17 protein-coding genes are annotated in these 22,730 nt (G+C 55.6%); 10 read left to right on the top strand and 7 right to left on the bottom strand.

Going from position 1 to position 22,730, the window contains the following annotated elements; translation table 11 throughout:
* The 5 genes from JI62_RS08455 to JI62_RS08435 form a co-directional block, all read right to left on the bottom strand.
* A partial coding sequence (locus tag JI62_RS08455; protein WP_088699739.1) for an ABC transporter ATP-binding protein occupies positions 1–1,763 on the bottom strand: 1,763 nt, incomplete at its 3' end.
* A gap of 132 nt (positions 1,764–1,895) precedes the next feature.
* Positions 1,896–2,714 (bottom strand): ABC transporter ATP-binding protein, encoded by an 819-nt coding sequence (locus JI62_RS08450; RefSeq protein ID WP_088699738.1) that lies wholly within the window; start codon positions 2,712–2,714, stop codon positions 1,896–1,898.
* Positions 2,711–3,808, bottom strand: a complete 1,098-nt coding sequence (locus JI62_RS08445; protein ID WP_430750719.1) for a FecCD family ABC transporter permease — start codon at positions 3,806–3,808, stop codon at positions 2,711–2,713. Before JI62_RS08445 ends, JI62_RS08450 begins: the two co-directional genes overlap by 4 nt.
* 38 nt (positions 3,809–3,846) lie before the next feature.
* The gene (locus JI62_RS08440) at positions 3,847–4,815 is read right to left on the bottom strand and encodes a FecCD family ABC transporter permease (RefSeq protein WP_088699736.1); all 969 of its coding nucleotides are present in this window, start codon (positions 4,813–4,815) and stop codon (positions 3,847–3,849) included.
* A 53-nt stretch (positions 4,816–4,868) separates the two neighbouring features.
* Positions 4,869–5,768, bottom strand: coding sequence for an ABC transporter substrate-binding protein (locus JI62_RS08435; protein ID WP_425348147.1), 900 nt, complete (start codon positions 5,766–5,768; stop codon positions 4,869–4,871).
* A gap of 302 nt (positions 5,769–6,070) precedes the next feature.
* Between JI62_RS08435 and JI62_RS08430 the strand changes: the two genes are divergently transcribed.
* Complete coding sequence (locus JI62_RS08430; RefSeq protein WP_088699735.1) at positions 6,071–8,203, top strand: TonB-dependent receptor domain-containing protein; 2,133 nt, start codon at positions 6,071–6,073, stop codon at positions 8,201–8,203.
* A gap of 158 nt (positions 8,204–8,361) precedes the next feature.
* Here the strand turns inward: JI62_RS08430 and JI62_RS08425 are convergent, their stop codons facing one another.
* A complete protein-coding gene (locus JI62_RS08425; protein WP_088699734.1) occupies positions 8,362–10,326 on the bottom strand; it encodes a ligand-gated channel protein in 1,965 nt (654 codons plus the stop codon).
* A gap of 215 nt (positions 10,327–10,541) precedes the next feature.
* On the opposite strand from JI62_RS08425, the gene JI62_RS08420 reads away from it, so the two are divergent.
* The 5 genes from JI62_RS08420 to JI62_RS08400 all read left to right on the top strand — a co-directional run bounded on the left by JI62_RS08420 (position 10,542) and on the right by JI62_RS08400 (position 16,592).
* Positions 10,542–11,456 (top strand): LysR family transcriptional regulator, encoded by a 915-nt coding sequence (locus JI62_RS08420; RefSeq protein WP_088699733.1) that lies wholly within the window; start codon positions 10,542–10,544, stop codon positions 11,454–11,456.
* 78 nt (positions 11,457–11,534) lie between these two features.
* Positions 11,535–12,410, top strand: coding sequence for an AEC family transporter (locus JI62_RS08415; RefSeq protein WP_088699732.1), 876 nt, complete (start codon positions 11,535–11,537; stop codon positions 12,408–12,410).
* A gap of 83 nt (positions 12,411–12,493) precedes the next feature.
* Positions 12,494–13,681, top strand: coding sequence for a PQQ-dependent sugar dehydrogenase (locus JI62_RS08410; protein WP_425348148.1), 1,188 nt, complete (start codon positions 12,494–12,496; stop codon positions 13,679–13,681).
* A gap of 53 nt (positions 13,682–13,734) precedes the next feature.
* Positions 13,735–15,180, top strand: a complete 1,446-nt coding sequence (locus tag JI62_RS08405) for an ATP-binding protein (protein ID WP_088699731.1) — start codon at positions 13,735–13,737, stop codon at positions 15,178–15,180.
* A gap of 11 nt (positions 15,181–15,191) precedes the next feature.
* Complete coding sequence (locus JI62_RS08400) at positions 15,192–16,592, top strand: sigma-54-dependent transcriptional regulator (protein ID WP_088699730.1); 1,401 nt, start codon at positions 15,192–15,194, stop codon at positions 16,590–16,592.
* 259 nt (positions 16,593–16,851) lie between these two features.
* On the opposite strand, the gene JI62_RS08395 is transcribed toward JI62_RS08400, so the two are convergent.
* Positions 16,852–17,274 carry a hypothetical protein gene (locus JI62_RS08395; RefSeq protein WP_240513179.1) on the bottom strand — a complete coding sequence of 141 codons (423 nt, stop codon included), beginning with the start codon at positions 17,272–17,274 and terminating at the stop codon, positions 16,852–16,854.
* A 381-nt stretch (positions 17,275–17,655) separates the two neighbouring features.
* On the opposite strand from JI62_RS08395, the gene JI62_RS08390 reads away from it, so the two are divergent.
* The 4 genes from JI62_RS08390 (at position 17,656) to JI62_RS08375 (ending at position 22,603) form a co-directional block, all read left to right on the top strand.
* Positions 17,656–18,858 carry a quaternary amine ABC transporter ATP-binding protein gene (locus JI62_RS08390; protein ID WP_088699728.1) on the top strand — a complete coding sequence of 401 codons (1,203 nt, stop codon included), beginning with the start codon at positions 17,656–17,658 and terminating at the stop codon, positions 18,856–18,858.
* Positions 18,858–19,688, top strand: coding sequence for an ABC transporter permease (locus JI62_RS08385; protein ID WP_088699727.1), 831 nt, complete (start codon positions 18,858–18,860; stop codon positions 19,686–19,688). Before JI62_RS08390 ends, JI62_RS08385 begins: the two co-directional genes overlap by 1 nt.
* A gap of 166 nt (positions 19,689–19,854) precedes the next feature.
* Positions 19,855–20,730, top strand: coding sequence for a glycine betaine ABC transporter substrate-binding protein (locus JI62_RS08380; protein WP_088699726.1), 876 nt, complete (start codon positions 19,855–19,857; stop codon positions 20,728–20,730).
* Between the two features lie 232 nt (positions 20,731–20,962).
* Complete coding sequence (locus JI62_RS08375) at positions 20,963–22,603, top strand: BCCT family transporter (protein ID WP_088699725.1); 1,641 nt, start codon at positions 20,963–20,965, stop codon at positions 22,601–22,603.
* Positions 22,604–22,730: the final 127 nt, after the last annotated feature.

Raw genomic sequence — 22,730 nt, 5'->3', positions numbered from 1 at the left:
TGCACCCGCCACTGGGCGGCGTAGTGGCCGTTAGCTGCCAATAGGCTGGAATGAGTACCCCGCTCGGCCACTTGGCCTTTCTCGATCACGACGATCTCATCGGCATGGACGATGGTCGAAAGCCGATGAGCAATCATAATCACCGTGCGGCCATGGGCGATGCGCTTAAGCGAGCGCTGAATGGCCGCTTCGGTTTCGTTGTCCACTGCGCTGGTGGCTTCATCCAGCACCAAAATAGGCGGGTCTTTAAGTAGCGCCCGCGCTAAAGAAAGCCGCTGGCGTTGGCCGCCGGAAAGCCGCACGCCCCGCTCCCCTACCGGCGTGTCCAACCCTTGGGGCAGCGTTTCGATAAAGCTCCACGCCTCGGCGGTTTTGGCGGCGTCGATAATCGCCGCTACGTCCGCGTCAGGTTTGCCGTAAGCGATATTGTCGCGAATGCTGCCTTCAAACAGGTAAACATCCTGGCTGACCAGGCCAATCGACTGGCGCAGCGAGCTCATGCTGACGTCGGTAATCGGCTGGCCATCGATGAGTACCCGCCCGTTTTCCGGGTCGTAAAAGCGCAGCAGTAGCTTGATGAGGGTCGATTTGCCCGAGCCGGTCGCGCCTACTAATGCCAGAGTGTTGCCTGCAGGTGCGTGTAAATGAATGTTTTCCACGCCAACGCCACTGGTGGCGTAGTGAAAGCTCACATTGTCGATGGTCACTTCGCCGCGCACCGGCTGAGCGAGCGGAGTGGTGCTATCGTCTTTAACGGTAATCGGCACTTCAAGTAGATCGAGAATCCGCCGCGTGCTGGCCATGGCGCGCTCGAACAGGTCGATTACCTGCGCCAGACCGGTGAGCGGCCAGAGCAGCCGCTGCGTCAGGAATACCAACACACCGTACGCACCCACATTCAGCGAGCCGTTGAGCGCCATCATGCCGCCCACAGTAAAGGTGGCCAGAAAGCCCGCCAAAATCGCCATGCGGATCACTGGAATAAACGCGGAGCTAACCTTGATCGCCCTTCTATTGGCATCTACGTAGGCTTCGCTGGCCTCGCGCAGGCGTTCAGCTTCGCGGTCTTCACTGGTAAAGCTCTTAATCGTCGCGATACCGCTTAGGTTGTTGGATAAACGGCTGGCTAAATCGCCCACCTTTTCACGCACGTCGCTGTAAAGCGGCCCGGCTTTGCGCTGGAAGAAGAACGCACCCCAAATGATCAGCGGAATCGGTGTAAACGCCAGCAGCGCGATCAGCGGCGAAAGCACGAAGAAGACCGCCCCCACTGCCACCACGGTGACCACCACCTGAATAAGCGAGTTAGCCCCGCCGTCTAAAAAGCGCTCGAGCTGATTGACGTCATCGTTCATGGTGGCCACAAGCTGACCGGAGCTTTTCGACTCGAAGAACGCCATATCCAGCCGCTGGGCGTGCTCGTAGGTATCCTGACGCATATCCGCTTGTAAGCGTTGAGCTAAGTTGCGCCATAGGATTTGAAAGAGGTACTCAAACAGCGACTCCCCTGCCCAAATAACAAACGTCAGCACCGCCAGCATGGTGATCTGCTGTTGAGGCGTTTCAAACCCGAGGCTGGCCACAAAACTCTGCTCCTGGTTGACCACCACATCGATGGCGACACCAATCAGAATCTCTGGGGCAATATCAAACAGCTTATTGATAATCGAACAGGCGGTGGCGGCAATGATGCGCCGACGATAGCCTTTGGCGTAGCGTAGTAGCCGTAGCAACGCTTGAAAACTGTGTGCAGGAGAGGACACGAGTGTTCCTTACTGAGGTTGTTATAGCTGAAATAGGTTTAGAGGCGATAGAGTAATGAAATCGCCCCGCTATCTCTAGCAGGGCATCAACTTAATGCAACTTTAGCAATGCGGCGAAAGGCTAGAGCCTGCTTAGTAAGCGGGCACCGCGGAGCGGCGAACATTGGCCAGCAAGGGGCTGCCGGTATCAGGGTCGGTGAGCAACGTGCACTCCACTTGATAGAGCGTTCGCACAAGGTCAGGCGTAACCACAGTAGCGGGAGCCCCTTCCGCGATAATCTGACCTTCGCGCATGGCGATGAGATGGTCAGCGTAGCGGCAGGCGCTGGCGAGATCGTGCAGCACCATCACCACGGTACGGCCGTGGTGGGCAAGATGCTTTACCAGCTCGAACACTTCTATCTGGTGGCCCAGATCCAGCGCGGAGGTAGGTTCATCCAGCAACAGCAGCGGGGTTTGTTGGGCGATGGTCATGGCGATCCAGGCGCGTTGGCGCTGGCCGCCGGAAAGCGCATCAATTGGCCTGTCAGCGAGTTGTTCAAGCCCTGCCGCCGCTAGCGCGTGCTGCACCACGCGCTGGTCCTCTGCTGACCACTGTCGTAGCCAGCCTTGGTGGGGCTGGCGACCAAAACGAATCAGCTCGGTCACGGTGAGCCCCTCCGGTGCAACGGCTTCCTGGGGCAGTAGCGCCAATTGCGTAGCGAGTTGGCGGGTGGGAAGGCGCTGAATATCGGCGCCATCGAGCAATACAGCACCGCTATCGGGTTTGTGTAAACGAGCAAGCCCGGCCAACAACGTCGATTTTCCGCAGCCGTTAGGGCCCACAATGGCAGTCACTTGGCCGCTAGGCAGGGTGATATCCAAGCCATCGATCACCTGCCGGGTGCCATAACTCATCCCGAGCGACTGCGTGGCAAGAGAAGGCATGGTAGATGTTGGAGATTGGCTCATGTGAAGCTCCGTTGCGGGCGCATTAATATCCAAAGTAACCAGGGCCCGCCGACCACGGCGGTAACGATACCCACCGGAATCTCGATCGGCGCCAGCAGCGTACGCCCGGCCAAGTCGGCGAGCACCATGACCAACGCCCCCGCCAGCGTTGCCGCCAAAACTGGCACGCTACGAGAGCTCGACATTGACCGGGCAATCTCGGGGCCAATCAACCCCACCATGCCCACAGGGCCTGCAACAGCCACCGCCAAACCCGTCAAGGCGACAGACAGCAGCAGTACTTCCAACCGGCGCCGCTTGACGTTCACGCCTAGCCCGCTAGCGGTGGCATCCTTGAAACGCAGTAGCGTTAGCGAACGGGTTAACGCCATGGCAGCGACCAGCCCTAACGTCAACCCGAGCATGAGTAATTGCAGTGCGCCGCTGGGGCGGGCATTGAGCGAACCCACCGTCCATGGGTAAGCGGCATTGGCGGTATCAATGGCGACGCGCGCCAGCATCAATTGCGTTATCGCGCCAAACACCGCGCCCACGCCAATCCCCGCCACGATAAAGCGATAGCCCTGGGTGCCGTTGCCCGCGGCAAGCCCGAAGGTGAGTACCGCCGCGGTGGTTGCCCCGGCTAACGCCATGGCAGGCGGCGCGATGGAAACGCCAAGGCCTACGAGGGAGGCCACTGCAAACGCTGTCGCGCCATTATCAATGCCGATAATACCCGGTGTCGCCAAGCGATTACGGGCCAGAGTTTGCATCAGAATGCCCGCTAACGCGAAGGCCGCCCCGGTACTAGCGGCGGCGGCCAAACGCGGCAAGCGTAGCTCCTGCACCACAAAGCTCGCCATCATATCTGCATTGCCAAACAGCGCCTGCAGCACTGCCATAGGGGCGACCTTAACGCTGCCCAGGCTTAGGTAAATAACGCTGGCAAGCAGTAACGCGCCAAACAGCCCCAGGTTAACGGCTACCGCACGCTGCTCAAACAATAGGCTGTTCGTACCGTTCCCGCTTCGCCAGGCGAATCGCCTGTAACCTTGCGGTGGCGGTACGTTGTTATTGCCGTCCGCGCGGAACTGGTCTTCCGAAGAGAAAGGCATAGACGAGCTTTTTATCGGCGTGGTTTTCATGAGCGAATTCATAGCATCGGTAGGCGGCGCGCACGTACGACCGCTATTAGTACGGGTGCGCCGCACAGCGCCGTGAGTACGCCCAACGGTAGTTCCGATGGAGCGACCACTACCCGAGAGATGATATCGGCCGAGAGGACGATCAGCGGCCCGATGGGCAGGCAAAACCATAGCGTGCGACGAATATCAGGCCCGGCAAAGGCCCGTGCGACAAACGGCACCACCAACCCAACAAAGGCAATGGGCCCGGCGATGGCGGTGGCAGCCCCCACCAACAGCGCCACGCAGGCGATGACCAACCAACGAATGAGGTTGGGGTGATGGCCCAAACCAGAGGCCACTCGTTCGCCTAGGGCCAGGGCAGCTAATGGCCGAGCAATCAGCACAACCATCACTGACGCGACCAGCATACTGGGCAGCACGGCAAGTAGGTCATCCAAGCGGCGGCCTGCCAAGCTGCCAATCACCCAGAAACGAATTTCATCAGCGGCACGCTGGTCGTAAAGCAGTATCAATGAGGTTAATGAGGCCAGCAGACCCGAAAATGCGGCTCCGGCAAGCACGAGCCGGATAGGGTCGTTACCCACACCGCGAAAACGCGCCACGCTCAACACGCACACGCAACCCACCAGCGCACCTAACTGCGCGACTGAAATGCGTAACGTGGCGGCGCTGGCACCCAGCACTAAGGCCAGCGCCACGGCAAACGCCGCCCCCGCACTAACCCCTAAAAGCCCTGGTTCAGCCAGCGGGTTGCGTGCAACCGCTTGCAACAGGGCGCCAGCGACACCCAGCGCCATGCCCACCACAATACCAATCAAGGTGCGCGGTGCGCGCAGCTCCCAGACGATGAAGTGCGCTTCACTGTCCTGGGCGCCACTCAGTAGCGCCAGAGCCCTACCCGGGCCAACGCTACCCGCGCCGATTAATAGACTAACGAGACTCACCGCCACAAGGGCGGTGAGTAGTAGCAGCATTAGCGTTCGGTGAGTAGCACGCCTAACGTTAGGCGTTGCAAAACGTGGAACCGTCACGGCAACAGCGCTGCCTCTATATCGTCAAGAATCGCCTGGGCGGCCAGCGGGCCATTGGCGCTTGTCCATAGCTGGCCATCCACCGGCACTACGTGGTCTTGCTGTACCACGTTTAGGCGCGTAAAGGCGCTGCTTTGCTTGGCTGCGTCCACCGCCGCTTGACCATCTTCGTTGAGCGTTGCCAGGAATAGCCAGTCGCCGTCCACTTGGGAAAGGTTTTCCAGGCTGAGTACATCGCTATGTACGCCGCGCTCGCCGACCAGGCCAGCGTCCTGAACATCCAGCCCCGCTTGGGCTAACAAACCTGCAGAAAAAAGGTTTTCCGACATCACCATGGGGCCACCGGGCATCCAGCGCACCAAGAAGGCGCTACCACCGACACCGGCCTTTCCTACTGCCTCAGCGACCTCGGCGGCGCGTTGCTCAACGGCCTCAATCGCTTCTGCAATGGCGGCCTGGCGATTAAGCGCTTCGCCGTAAAGGCGGGCTTCCGCTTTCCAATTATCCGGCGCCAGTGGCTGGGTCGGTGGCACCACCGTGGGTGCAATACGTGACAGCAGTTGATACTGCTCATCAGAGAGCTGAGCGGGGGCCAAAATCAGATCCGGCTGCTGCGCCAGCACGGCCTCGATATTGATCTCGCGCACCACGCCCATAATCGCCGGCGGGTGTTCACCAAGATGCGCTTCAATGTAGCTTGCCACGTTGTCGCCACCCCGCGTCGTCACAGCGCCTAGCGGGTTCACGCCTGCCGCTACGGCAGCGTCCAAAGCGCCTTCGTAGAGTGTTACGACGCGCTCTGGGGTTCCCTCAACGTCTACGTCGCCAAAGGCGGTTTCCAGCGTGCGCGCTTGCGCAGTGCCTGCCACAAAAATACTTAGCAATATACCGACCATACCTAAACGCCCGCTCTTAGCGAGGGTGGCGGCCATTGATGTCGTTTCCACCAGCATAAGTTTCTCTCAATACGGTACTTTGGCAAGGATAATAACGATTCTCAAAAGCGCTTGCACTACTATTCCAGCGAATGGCGTGTTCCGTTTCCTGCAACTCCTCCACCCTCTCACTGTTTCAGTATGCGCAACGCAACGTTCCTCAATCATTCTCTCGCGTTTGGGAACTTTTCTTTTTAGACTCCCGCCTTTATTTGATAATTAATATCATTAGCTAATAATTATCGTAACCAAGAGGGAATGACATGCCACGCTTTACTCGCTCTGTTCTGGCTAGCGCCGTCACGCTTGCCGTTTCTGCAGGCACAGCCACCGCTCAAGAAGAGCAACAGCTGGACAATATCGTTGTTTCGGCCAGCGGGTTTGAACAGGCGATGGTCGACGCGCCTGCCAGTATCTCGGTGATCTCTCGTGAAGAGTTGGAACGCACGCGGGTGACAAGCATCGCCGATGCGCTGCGCAACGTTGAAGGGGTCGATGTGGGTGGAGCGGTAGGCAAAACTGGTGGTCGCAACATTAGTATCCGTGGCATGCCCAGCGACTATACGCTGATCCTGATTGATGGCCGCCGCCAAAACGCAGCGGGCAGCGTGACCCCCAATGGCTTTGGCGAAACCTCCACCAGTTTCTTTCCACCCGTTTCCAGCATTGAGCGCATTGAGGTGATTCGTGGGCCGATGTCGACCCTGTATGGCTCTGACGCCATGGGCGGTGTCATCAATATTATTACCCGCCGGGTTGGCCGCGAGTGGACAGGCTCTATTGGGGTTGAGAATACCTTTAACGAGGATCGCGACTTCGGCGATCGCCGCGAGATCAATCTCTATACCAGCGGCCCTCTGGTAGAGGATACCCTGGGTCTTCAACTGCGCGGGCGGATTTATGAGCGTGACGCTTCCGAGCTTACCTATACCGATAACAACGGTGAACCTGTAGAAGTCGACCAGCGCGGCCCTAGCCTAGTGGAAGGCGATACGTACAGTCTGGGTGGCAAGCTAACCTGGACACCCACGGACAGCCATGACCTATGGTTGGATGGTGAAGTGAGCCGCCAGCGCTACGACAACGACGAGTGCCAGCTAGGCACCCTGGATGGTCGCACCCGTAGCTGTGCGCCCGACCCTGGCAGCGCCAACGGCTATTCGGATGAACTCCGTTTTGAGCGCGAGCAAATCGCCATTGGCCACACCGGCCGTTTTGCCTCGGGTACGTTGGAATCCAGCCTGATGCGCAACACCACCGAAACCAAAGGCCGCACGATTCCTGGTGATACGGGCGTCGCTTATGAGGGTTTTCCTGGCATTGTAGGTGGTGCTCCACGGGAGCTGGAAACCACCAATACCGTGCTCGACAGCAAATTCATCATGCCGCTAGACAACCATATGGCCACCGTGGGTATGCAGTGGTGGGATGCGGAGCTTGACGACGGCTTGGCCGGTGAGACCTTTGCCCAGACCACCTGGTCGCTGTTTGCTGAAGATGAGTGGATGCTGCGGGACGATTTAGCCCTGACCCTAGGCGGCCGTTATGATCACCACGACGCCTTTGGCAGCCAGTTCAGCCCGCGCGGCTACTTGGTGTGGAACACGACGCCCAACTGGACATTAAAAGGTGGCGTGAGCCGCGGCTATAAAACGCCTACGCTTAATGATCTTCACGATGGCATCAATGGCGTTACCGGCCAAGGCACCGTGCTGACCATTGGTAACCCGGATCTTGAGCCGGAAACCAGCACTAGTAGCGAGATCGGCGCCCATTACGATAACCAGCAAGGCTTTACCGCCAGCGCCACGCTGTTCCACAACCAGTTTGACGACAAGATTGCCAGCGGCAGCGATATTCTGGTGGAAAACGACCCGCTGATTCCTGACGGCACTTACAGTCAACAGGTCAATGTGGACGAGGCGATCACCCAGGGGGTTGAGCTCTCTACTGGCTACCAGTTCGCTCCCGATTGGCGCGTCAACGCCAATTACACCTACACCGATAGCGAACAGAAGAGTGGCGATAACAAGGGCGAGCCGCTGACAGATACCCCGGAACACGCCATTAACGCCACCCTGCGCTGGCAGGCAACGGCAAAGCTGGATACCTGGCTCTCAGCAGAGTACCGCAGCGAACGCTACCGTAACCGCGAAAGCGTCCGCGGCGCCCCCTCGTTTGATGACCTGGGCGATTTTAAAGCCTATTCGCTGTTTCACTTGGGCGGTAATTACGCGGTCACCGATCAGCTTAATCTGAGCGCGACGATCTATAACCTGTTTGACAAAGACTTTGTCGACTACCGTGCTTACGGCGATGGCACCAGCTTTGGCAACGTTTACGCCAATAGCGAAGAAGGCCGCCGTCTGTGGCTCTCCGCCCGCTACGAATTCTAATCGGTTTCAGCTCGCTACTGTTTCGATGCTCTCCTTCTGCCCCGGCCATGTGCTGGGGCTTTTTTGTTTCTGCCCCCTCCCCCTTTCCTAAGCCGCTAAAAAAGCGGCTATCGCTGGATAGCCGCTGCAGTGTTGCTTTGATGACGGCAACCTAGCGCTTAAAAGGCAACGTTGAGCCCTAACCAAACCCGACGACCATCTTCTACATAGCCGTACTCGTCGTAGCCGATCGTTTCGTCGAACAGGTTGTAGATACCCGCGTTCAGTTGAGTACTTTCGTTCAACTGGTAGCCAACGCCTGCATCTACAAAAGTGTAGGAAGGAGCCACAATGGAACTGCTCGAAGGGCCGGTAGTCGGTTGGCTCTCTTCGCCGCGGTAAGTGACTTTTGTCCATTGACTCAACTTGGCAGAGTCTTGCCAATCTAACGAGGCGGATACCTGATGCTTAGGCAGCTGTGTTAACGGCTCGCCGGCATACTCACCGCTTTTTTGCTCGCTATCGGTATAGGTGTAGCTGGCCGTTAGCTCAACGGTATCGGTTAACGGCGCAGCCACACTCGCCTCTACGCCTTGAGTCACCGCTTCATCAACGTTAACGCGATAAGTCGGGTCGCTGCCAAACTGGTTAGCGCCATCCGTACAGATATCGATGGGGCAAGCTATTCGGGTAATTTTATCGTCAAAGTCGTTATGGAACAGCGTGAAGCTGCCGCTCAGGCCAGAGTCGTTGGCATAAAGCAGGGCCAGTTCTTTATTGAGCGAGGTCTCTGGCTCAAGGTCAGGATTACCGTAAATATTGCCACCACGACTGACCTGCCCCCAGTCGGGGGTGATCTCGCGCAGGTTGGGCGCTCGATAACCGGTTGAAACGCCGCCTTTTAACGTCCAGTCAGGCGTCATATTCCACACGCTGTAAAGCCGCGGGCTAAGGTGGCTGCCGTAGTTATCGTCGTCATCAATACGCAGCCCGCCGGTCAGTGCCCAAGCATCGGTGAGCATCCACTCATCTTCCACAAAGAGGGCCCACTGGCTATTCTCAATCTCACTACGATCAGAGCCAGGCAATTGATTTGTCGTACTATCGTCAAGCGACTCCTCTTCGTAGCTAGCGCCTACCGTCAGCATATGCATGCCTAGCGGAATGACCGCGCTGGTTTTGGCGGTGGTGTTGATGATTTCAATATCCCGCGATTTGTTTTCGCTACTTTCACGCTGAAGGTAAGTTTCGCTGGTGCCCCACTCGAAGCGCCCGCTGTGGGTCACCGCGACATGCTGGTGGGTGAACTCATTAAAACTATCGGAGCAGCCGCCGCGACAGCCCTCGGATGGCGCCGAGTTGCCCATCAGTGATTCGCGCTCCTGCTCGGTAATACCCGCCTCAAAAGTGAAGTCATGGTTATCAGTCGCCGCAAAACTCAGCCGTGCAGTAAGACTTTGCAGGCTTTTATCTTCATAGCCGTTGAGAATAGTGTCTTCATCGCGCTGCGAGGCACGGCCATAGAGCTGAAGACCTAAACGATCCCCTACCAGCGGGCCGCTCAGGTAAAAGTTGGCTTGGCGGCTATCACCGGAGTCGCTGTTTTCCTGAAGTACGGTGTCGAGTTGCACATTACCGTGCCACTCCTGCGCAACCTTGCGGGTAATCACGTTAATGACCCCGCCGATGGCATCGGAGCCGTAAAGCGTCGACATTGGCCCACGCACTACTTCAATGCGCTCGATAGCCTGTAGCGGCGGCAGCCAGTCTTGCTCAAACCCGGCGCTACCATTGGGGCGGGACTCACGGGAATTCTGCGGGCGACCATCGACCAGTATCAGGGTGTACTGGGAGGGCATGCCGCGAATGGAGATATCCTGGCCGTTATCCCCTCTCCCGCCGCCGGTGACAATCACACCGGGCACATCGCGCAGCGCATCGGTAACACTCTGATAGTGGCCTTGTTCCAACTCTTCCCGGGAAACCACGCTGATAGAGGCAGGTGCATTGGTAATCTGCTGTTCAAAACCTGACGCGGTTACCACCATATCGTCTAAGCGGGGCGCGTCTTGTGCCCATAGAGCACTACTGGCAAGCGAAGAGATAGCGCAGGCCAGCAGCGTACGGCGCAAACAGGGAGACATAACTTCGTCCTTCATAGTGTTTGAGAAGTGTGAGAGCAATGTGGATAAGCATCCGCTCTATTAAATGCGAATTATTAGCATTAATATTTTTACACACTCTTTGCACATCGGGGTGAGACGGTACGTTCAACATACCGGAACACAAATGCCTATTATTTCCATTCGCACCGAAAAATGGCACAATCAGCCTTCTCCCTTTTCCCGTGGGCCTGACCATGTATGACTTTGACGAACTGACCGCCTTTGCCGATGTGATGACCACGGGCAGTTTGACACGCAGTGCTCAGAAGCTCGGATTAGCCAAATCGACCCTTAGCCGCCGAATCAGCCAGCTTGAAGCCCGGCTTAACCAGCCGCTGCTGCGCCGTCAGGCCAACCGCTTAATTCCCACCGAGGCGGGGCTGCTGTTTCACAACTACTGCACTGAGCTTTTGGCAATGGCGGCGCATAGCCAGGAAGCACTGGCTGAGCTGCGCGAGGAAATTAGCGGCGAAATTACCCTTGAAGTGCACGGTGCCCTGGCCCGCAGCTGGTTAGCCAGTGCCATTGATGCGTTCTTAAACCGTCATCCCAAGGTAGAGCTAACGCTACACACTCGAGAAACGCCGCCCACTAAAATGCACAGCAATAGCGTGCATGTCTGGCTTGGGCCGACTCATGAGTGCGGGCTAAACCAGGAGCGCCTGGGCCACCTGTCCCGCGGGCTTTATGCTAGCCCACGCTATTTAGCAGCGGCTGGCACGCCGCACCATCCTGATGAGCTAAACCAACACGCCTGGATAGACCTGTTGGGCACGGCTTCAGACGGGCTACTGCTCACTCATCCAGAGCATGGCGAATACACCTTTAACCCGCCCCGTTCACGGCTGCGGGTTGATCTCACTACCCTGCATATAGATGCCATTGCGCGCAGCCAGGGTATCGGCTTGCTCTCACACTGGTTAACCGCAAAACGCGAACAGCATCATCCAGGTGAGCTGATTAACTGCCTGTCCGGCTGGGAGCCGGTGCCACTCCCTATCACACTGCTCTACGCTTACGGTCACCAGACCCGCCGTACCCACGCGCTGCTAGAGTTTTTACGTAGCCAAGTGCCCGCACCGTGGCGCGCGTCAGCCGCGACGGTGTAGGTTAATTCGAGTGTTAGCCTTGCCAGTTAGCCCGCTTATTAACGACAATGGGCGGCTAACGATTGCCAAGGACAGCCAATGCTTGCCGAACTTTTTGCCGTCATGGCGCCTGTGCTGGCGGGTGCAGGGCTCGGCTACCTGTGGGTACGCCTAGGCCATCCCTACCCGGTCGACTTCATTACCCGGCTCGTGTTTAACATTGGTACGCCCTCACTGGTATTGGCCTCTCTTGCGGGGGCCGATATTGATGCCACCACCTTTGGCCAAACCATGCTGGCCGCCGCGTTAGTGATCCTCACTATGGGGGCCTCGACTTTTTTGGTGGCAAAACTGTTGCGCCGCAGTTGGCGGGTTTTACTTGCCCCCATGATGTACCCCAATACCGGCAACATGGGCTTGCCTGTGGTGCTCTATGCTTTTGGTAGTGCCGGGTTTGCCTACGGCATTACGGTGATGGTGACCGTATCGCTGTTTCAGTTCACCTTAGGGGCCGTGCTTAATAGTCAGGGCAACCCGCTCAAAACCCTTGTCAAAACACCCACGGTGTACGCCATCGCCATCTCCATGGCGTTGCTGCTGACAGACACTGCCCTGCCGCCCTGGTTGGCCAATACGGTGGACTTGATGTCGGGGTTCACGGTACCGCTAATGCTCATTACCCTGGGCGTATCACTGGCCAGCATTCAGGTGAAGAATCTGCGTTCAGGGCTAGGGTTTAGCCTGGTGCGAGTGCCGCTCGCCGCCGGTGTCGCCTGGCTGATCGCTGGCTGGGTGGGCCTTCCGCCACTGGCGCAAAGTATTTTAGTGCTGCAAATGTGTATGCCGGTGGCAGTCTTTAATTATCTCTTTGCGCAGCGTGCCCAGCGCGAACCCGTCTATGTGGCCAGTCTGGTCTTCTGCTCAACGTTGTTAGCGCTGTTTTACCTGCCCGTGCTACTTGCCCTGCTGATGTAATAGTGGAACCCCCACGTGGCGATAGGGTCACTGCTAGACTACTGGCAAGGATGCCAATGATTAATTTCACCAGAGGGCACGCTATGCTTTATATGAACAACAGCCACTCGACCCGACTGAAGCCTGCGGTTTTGGCTGGGTTCAGCGGGTTAGTACTGGCGAGCGCTATCAATACTGCAAAGGCGGAAATCATTCAGGAGTCGCTGGAGACCGATCACCTGACGCTCTCCATTGAACGCATCGCTGATGGGTTCGAGCACCCATGGGCGGTGGCGTTTCTACCTGATGGCCGCTACCTGGTGAGCGAACGCAGCGGGCAGTTGAAACTCGTCGACCCCGAAAGCGGTGAAGCCAACACTTTGGAAGGCATGCCCGAAGTAAGTACTCAGGGCCAGGGCGGGCTGCTGGACGTGACGTTACATCCTGATTTTGAAGGCGAAAATAGTAACGGTGATAACGACTGGATCTATTTCACCTGGAGCAAGCCCGACGGCAACAACAGCCGCTCGGCATTATCGCGGGTAAAATGGCAAAATGACCAGCTGGGTGAGGTGGAGCACTTGTTTGAACAGGATCGCGCTTCCGGGCCTGGCCGCCACTACGGCTCAAGGTTAGCGTGGTTGCCCGACGGCACCCTGCTGATGAGTATTGGTGACCGTGGCAGTGAACCACCCCGCGCCCAGGCACGCGATGACCATGCAGGCTCTACCCTGCGCCTTACCGACACGGGCGGCGTTCCAGATGACAACCCCTTTGTCGGCGATGACACCACGCTGGATGAAATTTACTCCATGGGTAACCGCAATATTCAAGGCATGACCGTGCTCAGTAACGGCGAAGCCTGGGCGTCAGAGCATGGCCCCCGCACCGGCGACGAGTTGAATCATATCGAAGCGGGCAACAATTATGGCTGGCCAACCGTCAGCCAGGGCAATGACTACGCGACCAATGAGCCCATTGGTGAAGATTCGTTACCCGGCATGGTGGATCCCGTGTATCTCTTTGAAGGTCGCTTTGCCCCTGCCGGTCTTGCCGAAGTTACCAGTGAAGCCTTCGGCGAGTGGCAGGGCAGCTTATTAGCCGGCGGCTTAGGTAGCGAGAAACTGCTGCGTTTGCGCCTAGATGAGGGCCGGGTCGCCGAAGAGGAGCTGATTTTACAAGGCGAAGTGGGTCGCATTCGCGATGTTCGCCAAGGCCCTGATGACGCTATTTATCTGCTGACTGATGAGCCACAGGGCGGCTTGTATCGCCTAGCACCAACAGACCAGTAGCACTCCACTCAACCGCTGATACTAAACCGTATTAACACCACCATGGATGCCCCATGCGATTACGCAATTTAATTATTTTGACGGTGATTGTGCCGCTGTTTGTCATCCTGGTGGTGTTTAGCTTAGTGGCGATCAAGTCGCTTGAGGATAATGTACGTTCGAAGCTACAAACGGAAGTGGAGATTATTACCCGCACGCTGAGCTCTTCGCTCAGCTACGCGGTGACGCCAGACAGCAGTACACCGCTTGAAGAAGCGCTTCAGTCAGCGTTCTCATTTCACCGCATTTACGGCGCTTATGTATTCGATACGCAGGGTCGCGATATTTACGGCCTGGGCCTTGGTAAAGATATTTTCAGTCGCGAAGAGATTCAGCAAGTCATTGAGCGCGATGACTTATATAGCAATTATCGCCAACATGATGGTTGGAACTACTACTCTGCGTTGACACCACTGCGCTCCCAAGATGGCACTGTGTATGGGGTACTACAGGTCAATCGGCTCAATACCGGTATTGAGAACTACACGGGGTTTATCAGCATTGTGGCCGTGTTGGTGTTTGTGATTGGCGCCGCCGGGATCGTGTTTAGTATTTGGTGGGGCTTCCGGCGCCATATTGAGCGGCCGCTTAACCGGCTGCTGCACGTAATGCTGCTGGTAGAAGATGGTGATCGCAGCCAGCGTGCCACCGAAAACGGCCCCACCGAATACCGCCGCCTCGCTTCCGGTTTGAATGGCATGCTGGACGCGATGGCCGAGAAAGACCATGAAATTGAGGAGCGCCAGCGGCGCGAAATAGAGCTTGAAAAGCGCCTGCGTAAATCGAAAAAGCTGGCTGAACTGGGCGTACTGGCAGCCGGCGTGGCCCACGAGATAGGCGCGCCGCTGACGGTGATTAACGGCCAGGCCCAGCGCCTGGCTCGCCGCAGTGTTATTGGTGATGACGAACGAGCGCGATTGGGCCGCATACGCGGCGAAGTTGAGCGCATCGTTGAAATTGTGCGCCAACTGATGGAATTAGGCCGCCAACATAACGTGGAAAAAGGTGAGCAAGCGCTCGATCAGCTTATTATAAGTGCCAAAGACCTGGTGGAAGATGAGCTGGAACCACGCAATATTCGCTTAGACGTTGAATTACCGAAGCCTACACCCCACTTACTCGCTAACGGCCAACAAATTGTACAGGTGCTGACCAATTTACTGCGCAATGCCGCGCAAGCCCCCGAAGTAAGCCGCATTCGGGTACACGCCCAGCAGCAAGAACACGAATTGATACTGTGGGTGGAAGATGACGGACCGGGAATACCCAGCTCGCATCACCATAAAGTGTTCGACCCTTTTTTCACTACCAAACCAGTCGGCCAAGGCAGCGGGTTGGGACTCTCTATGGTACATCGCATTATTAACGACCACGGCGGTACGATCGGCGTGTTTAACAGCGCCCTTGGCGGCGCTGGATTTGAAATTACACTACCTATTAGTGAAACCGCATCCGCGTGAGGAAAACATTTGTGACCCAACAGGAATCCCTTTTACCTTTGTTGGTGGTGGAAGATGACGCCGCTATACGCGAGTTATTAGAAGAAGAACTGCAGGATGCAGGCTACACGACGCTCGGCGTACCTAGCGCTGAAGAGGCAATCGCCTTACTAAGCCACACCTCCGTCTCATTGGTGATTACCGATGTGCGACTGCCGGGCATGACCGGCATTCAACTACTCCAACAGCTCCGCCAGGCGGGCAGTGAGCTGGGCATCATTGTGATTACCGCTTTTGGTACCATCGACCAGGCGGTTGAGGCACTTAAGCTAGGGGCTGACGACTTTTTAACCAAGCCGTTAGACCTTGATGCCATCCGCGATGCCGTATTTCGTGTGCTGGAGCGTCAACGTCTGGCAGTTTCCCACGACGCTGACATCAGCCACTTCCACGGCATTGTGGGTAAAAGCCAGGTCATGCAGACGCTATTTCATGACGCCTCCCGCCTTGCCAAAAGCGATGCCCCCATTCTGATCTTGGGTGAAAGCGGCACCGGCAAAGAGCTACTTGCCCGCGCCATTCACCAGGAAAGCCCTCGCCATGACCAGCCATTTGTACCGGTTAACTGTGCGAGCATTCCTGCGGATTTGATGGAGAGTGAGTTCTTTGGTCATGTTAAAGGCGCCTTTACCGGGGCTAATGAAGCGCGCAAAGGCCTCTTCCAAAGCGCCCAGGGCGGCAGCCTGTTTTTAGATGAGATTGGTGAAATGCCCATCAATCTGCAGGCTAAACTCCTGCGCGCTTTACAGGAAAAGACCGTGCGCCCGGTGGGCGGAGAAAGAGAAGAACCGGTTGATGTACGAATTATCGCCGCGACTCACCGCAACCTGGAGAAAGAGATCGAACAGGAGAATTTCCGCAGCGACTTATTCTACCGCTTGGAGACATTCTCACTGCGCATTCCCCCGCTGCGCGAGCGCGGTACCGATATTGAGCACCTTGTGTTTGCGCTTATCGATAAGCACGCGGAAGCACAGGGTAAACAGATCGAGCAAATCGAGCCGGAAGCGCTCAACAACCTGCTCAACTACGCCTACCCCGGTAACGTTCGCGAACTGGAAAACGCCATTATGCGGGCCGTTACCCTAAGTGAGGATGGCTCGCTCAGCTATAAAGATCTGCCCGAGCGTCTGCGTGAGCAATCGACGGTGGAAACCGGTAGCCCTCTAGTGCCCACTGTGAGCGGCGAAGTGCTAGCCAGCGGACAGATGCCCACACCGCCGCCAATCCGCTGGCCCAGTTTAGAAGAGGTCGAAAAGCGCTATATTAACAAAGTGTTGGAAGCCACCGGTGGGAACAAGCGACGCACTGCCGAAGTTCTTGGAATTGCTCGTCGGACGCTCTATCGCCGTCTGGAAGATAATGAGGAGTAGCCACCGCCAAAAGCAGCTAAATCAAGTAGCTCAATTGAGAAACGACAAACGCTAATTAGAAAGTAGACAAGTAGAAAGTAGGCAATAGCTAAAAAGCAGACAAAAAAACCCCCGCGGGCGCGGGGGCGTAAAGGATGGTAAACCGTGTGGAGCAGCCGCAGGGAACAAACAGCTGGGTCGATTTACCATCGTAGGGAGCGGTACACTTACCTATACTTAAAACAGTGGGTTAAAAACAGTTACTCAAAAAGTTAACTAATTAATTAGCGGTTGAATTTTCATCGTCTTCAGTACCGGGCATAGGATCGGTACCTTCACCAAACCCAGGCTCGTCCTCATCAGGGTTCATCGTACCTTCTGCTGGCTCGTCCATGGTGTCTTCTGGCATGGAGTCTTCAGACATCGTTCCTTCAGACTGTGACATATCGCCTTCTGTAGCGGGGTCATCACCTAAACCAGGATCCTCCTCCATCGCGGGCTCTTCGTTCATGCTCGGTTCTGGCTGAGAAGTCGCGTCCTGCTCTAAGGGAGAAGCTTCATCCGCAGGCGGCGCTGCCTCTTCATTATCACCACAACCGGCTAGTACAAGTACACTTGCTGCCGTCGCCATCATACATAGCGTTAACCAGCGTGGGCGGTTGGAAACCTGCTTACTCTCAGTGTGGTCGTGATGCTTATCCATAATACCCACCTCCATTGCTAACACCGTATGTTTCTAAACGTCTCGCTGACTAATGGCTAACCAATCTTACACAGACAATAAGTCGCCTACACCCACCCCATTCACTTTGCGTGCCAAATCCATAAAAAAAAAGATAAAACAATAAAAATCAAAAACTTAAAACAAAACAAGCATATTGCTATAAGCGTGCAGCGAAACACCTCTGGTGGGTGAAAAATGACACATGTAACGTTAATTGCCCCGTTGAGCGAGCCGTTGTGACACACTGCCCCTACCTATGTATAATAATTTTTAATAAATTATCCGACTCAAACTCTTATTTCTTTATGAATGGCTAAGCAATGACATCCGCCCATTCTGTTCAACAAAAAGGCATCGCCGATGGACGAGACACGACCCGTCAAAATTAAAGTGCGCGGCTTAAGCAAAGTCTTTGGCAAGCAACCACAAAAAGCCATTGAGCTACGTAACCAGGGAATGAAACGCCCCGAAATCCTGGAGAAATCCGGCCAGACGCTGGGGCTATCCAATATTTCGTTTGATGTTTATGAAGGCGAGCTACTCGTCATCATGGGGCTATCAGGGTCGGGCAAATCGACCTTGATCCGCTGCCTGAACCGTCTGATTGAAACCACCGAAGGTGAAATCATTATCGACGGTGAAAACATTCCGACGCTAAAAGAGAAAGCGCTGCTAGAGTGTCGCCGCCGACACTTCTCTATGGTATTTCAAAATTTCGCGCTATTTCCCCACCGCACTGTGCAGCAAAATGCCGAGTTCGGTTTGGAAATTCGCGGCGTAGAGAAGACTGAGCGGCAAAAAATTGCCCACAACGCGTTGAAACAAGTGGGCCTGGAGGGCTGGGAAGACGCTTACCCCAACCAGCTTTCCGGCGGCATGCAGCAGCGGGTTGGCCTAGCCCGCGCACTGGCGAACGATGCCACCGTTCTACTGATGGACGAAGCCTTCTCAGCGCTCGACCCGCTGATTCGCAAAGATATGCAGCAAGAGCTTTTACAGCTGCAATCCAAAATGCAAAAGACCACGGTTTTCATCACCCACGATTTGGACGAGGCGCTCAATATTGGCGACCGCATCGTGCTGTTGAAAGATGGCGAAGTGGTACAGATCGGCACGCCGGAAGAGATCCTCACCAAACCAGCTGACGACTACGTGCGGCGCTTTATCGAAGGCGTTGACCGAGCGCGTATTTTGACCGCCGAGAGCGCCATGCGACCACTGCGCTCCACCGCACGGGAGAGCGATGGCCCACGCACGGCACTGCACCGTATGCGTGACCATGCAATCGACTCTATCTATGTGGTTGACCGCGACCGCCGCCTGCTCGGCCTGCTTGAGGCCGATGCCGCCAGCAAGGCCATTCAAGCGGGTGACGACTCGATCATCCCCTACTTAACCCAAGATTTCCGCAAAGTCCCCATGGATGAGCCGCTGCACAACCTGTTCGCCATGTTTAGTGAAAAGAGCTTCCCTATCGCCGTTATTGATAAGCAGGAACAGCTCCTGGGTGTGGTGGTTAAAGGCGCAGTACTCGATGAACTGGCACGTGCAGGAGAGCAATAATGGATATCCCACGCATCCCGCTAGGTGAATGGATTGAAAGCGGTCTGACTTGGTTAACCAGCGAATACTCCCTGGTTACCCGCGGTATATCGCGTTTCACGCAAACAGGTATCGATGTTTTAAATGACAGCTTGATGTGGTTGCCTGAGTGGGCGCTGCTCGCGTTAATCGCACTGCTCTGCTGGAAGTTGGCGGGCTCTCGGCTTGCCATCGGCGCCGTCGCTGGTTTGGCACTGATTTGGAACCTGGGTCTCTGGAATCCGATGATCGAGACGCTCACGCTGGTGGTGTTCGCTACCATGGTGGCGGTGGTCATCGCCTTACCGGTAGGTATTGCGGCGGCGCTATCCAATCGGCTTTACCGGGTCATTATGCCGATTCTGGATTTTATGCAGACCATGCCTGCCTTCGTTTATTTAATTCCAGCGATTCCCTTTTTCGGGATTGGCTCGGTCTCGGCGATTTTTGCCACAGTGATTTTCTCAATGCCCCCGGCTATTCGCTTTACCACCCTTGGCATTCGTCAAGTACCGGTGGAGCTGATCGAAGCCGCCGACGCCTACGGTGCCACCCGTGGTCAGAAGCTAATCAAAGTACAGCTACCGCTGTCACTGCCCACCGTTATGGCGGGTATCAACCAGACGATTATGCTGGCTCTCTCCATGGTGGTAATTGCCGCCATGATCGGTGCGGATGGCTTGGGCAGCGAAGTATGGCGCGCTATTCAACGCTTGCGCCCTGGCGACGGCTTTGAAGCAGGTATCGCAGTGGTTATTCTGGCCATGCTGCTTGACCGCTTAACGCAGTCACTCAGAAAAACCCGACAATAGCGAAAATGCACGGGTAACGTAAAACGATAAAGTAAGAGAGCAGAAGCGGCTGCGTTGAGCCATTAGCTTGCTAAGTCGCCCTATGCTCACCATGCTGTGTTTTGCAGCAGCTGTGTTTGTTGATAACTGTGTACGTTAATAACTTTAAACCCAAGGGAGAAAGTGAATGAAACATCGCACATTGAACCTCCGTATTCGTCTTGCGTCACTGGCACTGCTTGCAGGTGCAGGCGTTGCCGTCAGCAGCGCGGCGCAAGCCGAAGAAGAGAAAGGCACGATTAACCTGGCCTACGTGGAGTGGTCATCCGAAGTCGCTTCTACTAACGTCATTGCCGCGGTGCTTGAGCAGGCTGGCTATGAGGTTGACCTAACCTCCCTCTCAGCAGCGGCCATGTTCCAAGCGCTCTCCACTGGCGATGCGGATGCTATCGTTGCTGCTTGGTTGCCAACCACTCACGCTGATTACATGGAGCGCTTGGGTGATAGCATTGAAGACCTTGGCCCCAACCTGGACGGCACCAAGCTAGGTCTCGTTGTTCCGTCATACACCGACGTCGACTCGATTGCTGACCTTAACGATAACGCCGACAGCTTTAATGGCGAGATCATCGGTATTGACCCCGGTGCAGGCTTAATGAGCCTCACCGAAGAGGTTGTGGATACCTATGACCTTGAGCTGAATCTGCGTAGCGGCAGCGGTGCCACCATGACCGCCGCGTTATCCAGCGCGATCAATAACGAAGAAGATGTCGTTGTTACTGGCTGGACGCCTCACTGGATGTTTGCCCGCTTTGATTTGAAGTATCTAGAAGATCCTGAGAACGTCTATGGCGGTGCGGAGCAGATCCATACCGCGGTTCGCCAAGGCCTGGAAGATGACATGCCGGAAGCGTATGCGATTCTCGACGCTTTCGAGTGGACGCCTGAGCAGATGGGCGAAGTCATGCTAATGAATCAGGAAGATGGCAGCGACCCCTATGAAAACGCGAAGCAGTGGGTTGAAGATAACCAAGACGTAGTTGCAGAGTGGCTCGATAGCTAAACGAACCATGCAGTCACGACATCAGGGGGCTTCGGCCCTCTGTTGTCGTTTTAAGAACTGTTTTGAGCCCTGCTATTAAGTACTGTTTAAGTGCCATGGTTCACATTACGTTGAATACTGTGATTACAGATTTGCTATTGTGAGCACCTGAGCGCGCGCCATGCAATGCTGGCTGATGACCACATTTTGGTTTCTGTTAAACCTACTACTTCACCTAACTAGAGAGGCTTCTGTGGATAACCACGACGATAAACGCCCCCCTGAAGAGCCGGTCTCTGAAGGCATACCTGCCCCAGAGGGTGCGGCCAATCTGATTGATACCGATTACGTTATCGGCCAAGACAACATCACCACCAACACCCTGGGTCTCAATCTTGACCTCCACGGCAAGGTGTTCAGTATCTCAGCCGTTATCGTACTGCTGTTTGTGGTACTAACCCTTGCACTGCAAGACACCATCGCGCCTATTTATGACGCCATTTTCAGCTTTTTAACCGGCAACCTGGCGTGGTTCTTTATCCTCGCGGCGAATATATTCGTTATTTTGTGTGTTGGCCTGATCTTTTCACCGTTAGGTAAAATCCGTATTGGTGGCGCTGAAGCCAAACCGGATTTTACCTATATGGGCTGGTTCTCGATGCTGTTTGCTGCGGGCATGGGGATTGGTCTGATGTTCTTCGGCGTTAACGAACCGCTGACGCACTTTGGCACTTCATTTGACGGTGGCAGCTGGGCGCCGCTTGCGGGCGCGGAAGGTAATGCTGCCGGTGCTGAAGCGTTAGCTATGGCCGCAACCATCTTCCACTGGGGGCTGCACCCCTGGGCGATTTACGCTGTGGTCGCACTTTCGCTGGCGCTGTTCTCTTTCAATAAGGGCCTGCCGCTATCCATGCGTTCAGTGTTCTACCCTCTTTTGGGTGAGCGCGTATGGGGCTGGCCAGGCCACGTAATTGATATTTTGGCAGTGTTTGCCACTTTGTTTGGTTTGGCTACATCCCTTGGTTTAGGGGCAACCCAAGCAGCAGCAGGCCTCACTTACCTGTTTGGTGCGCCAGAAAGTGATATCACCATGATCCTGTTGATCATCGGTATTACGATGATCGCCATCGGCTCAATCGTGGCAGGCGTTGATAAGGGCGTACAACTGCTCTCCAAAATCAATATTATTCTTGCCGCAATGCTACTTTTCTTTGTGATTGCGGTTGGCCCTACCCTGATGATTGCCACGGGCTTCTTTGAAAACCTTTGGAACTATGCGGTTCATCTGCCTGCGTTATCGAATCCTTTTGGTCGTGAAGATGCCAACTTCAGCCAGGGCTGGACAGCCTTCTACTGGGCCTGGTGGATCTCCTGGTCTCCGTATGTTGGTATGTTTATCGCGCGGGTATCCCGCGGCCGTACAGTGCGTGAATTTCTGGTCTCGGTGATGCTGGTGCCGTCCACGGTATCAGTACTATGGATGACCACGTTTGGTGGCACAGCCATTGATCAGTACGTCAGCCAAGGCATTGAGGCCGTTCGCGATGCAGGCGTTGATCTGCAGCTATTCATAATGCTCGAGCAGCTACCGTTATCACAAATCACCTCATTCGTAGCCATTGTGCTAGTCATCGTGTTCTTCGTGACGTCGTCTGACTCTGGCTCACTGGTGATTGATTCCATCACCGCTGGCGGTAAGGTCGATGCACCGACGCCACAGCGCGTTTTCTGGGCGATCATCGAAGGCGCGATTGCCATTGCGCTACTGCTAGGCGGTGGCCTGACAGCGCTGCAAACCATGGCGGTTTCTACCGGCTTCCCGTTTACCATCATTCTGCTAGTGGCCTGCTATGCCATTATCAAGGGATTGATGAGCGAACCCAAGGCGGTCTAGCACTGTTGTAAACCGATCATCGGTTTAAACCTAGCGAGCAAGTAAAACGGGCAACCCACTGGTGAACTGCACCCCAAAAGTTGGACGCTCATCCAACGATTGGGGTGTTTTTCATGACGAAACATAA

It is taken from the genome of Halomonas campaniensis (genome assembly GCF_002211105.1).
In the GTDB taxonomy this organism is placed as follows: domain Bacteria; phylum Pseudomonadota; class Gammaproteobacteria; order Pseudomonadales; family Halomonadaceae; genus Vreelandella; species Vreelandella campaniensis_A.
This window is presented reverse-complemented; position numbering and strand designations above follow the sequence as displayed.

What these genes read in the sequence shown, in the direction of transcription:
- JI62_RS08450 (WP_088699738.1), bottom strand. Translation starts at nt 2,714, where the DNA reads ATGAGCCAATCTCCAACATCTACCATGCCTTCTCTTGCCACGCAGTCG.
- JI62_RS08445 (WP_430750719.1), bottom strand. Translation starts at nt 3,808, where the DNA reads ATGCCTTTCTCTTCGGAAGACCAGTTCCGCGCGGACGGCAATAACAAC.
- JI62_RS08440 (WP_088699736.1), bottom strand. Translation starts at nt 4,815, where the DNA reads ATGCTGCTACTACTCACCGCCCTTGTGGCGGTGAGTCTCGTTAGTCTA.
- JI62_RS08435 (WP_425348147.1), bottom strand. Translation starts at nt 5,768, where the DNA reads ATGGTCGGTATATTGCTAAGTATTTTTGTGGCAGGCACTGCGCAAGCG.
- JI62_RS08430 (WP_088699735.1), top strand. Translation starts at nt 6,071, where the DNA reads ATGCCACGCTTTACTCGCTCTGTTCTGGCTAGCGCCGTCACGCTTGCC.
- JI62_RS08425 (WP_088699734.1), bottom strand. Translation starts at nt 10,326, where the DNA reads ATGTCTCCCTGTTTGCGCCGTACGCTGCTGGCCTGCGCTATCTCTTCG.
- JI62_RS08420 (WP_088699733.1), top strand. Translation starts at nt 10,542, where the DNA reads ATGTATGACTTTGACGAACTGACCGCCTTTGCCGATGTGATGACCACG.
- JI62_RS08415 (WP_088699732.1), top strand. Translation starts at nt 11,535, where the DNA reads ATGCTTGCCGAACTTTTTGCCGTCATGGCGCCTGTGCTGGCGGGTGCA.
- JI62_RS08410 (WP_425348148.1), top strand. Translation starts at nt 12,494, where the DNA reads ATGCTTTATATGAACAACAGCCACTCGACCCGACTGAAGCCTGCGGTT.
- JI62_RS08405 (WP_088699731.1), top strand. Translation starts at nt 13,735, where the DNA reads ATGCGATTACGCAATTTAATTATTTTGACGGTGATTGTGCCGCTGTTT.
- JI62_RS08395 (WP_240513179.1), bottom strand. Translation starts at nt 17,274, where the DNA reads ATGGATAAGCATCACGACCACACTGAGAGTAAGCAGGTTTCCAACCGC.
- JI62_RS08390 (WP_088699728.1), top strand. Translation starts at nt 17,656, where the DNA reads ATGGACGAGACACGACCCGTCAAAATTAAAGTGCGCGGCTTAAGCAAA.
- JI62_RS08385 (WP_088699727.1), top strand. Translation starts at nt 18,858, where the DNA reads ATGGATATCCCACGCATCCCGCTAGGTGAATGGATTGAAAGCGGTCTG.
- JI62_RS08380 (WP_088699726.1), top strand. Translation starts at nt 19,855, where the DNA reads ATGAAACATCGCACATTGAACCTCCGTATTCGTCTTGCGTCACTGGCA.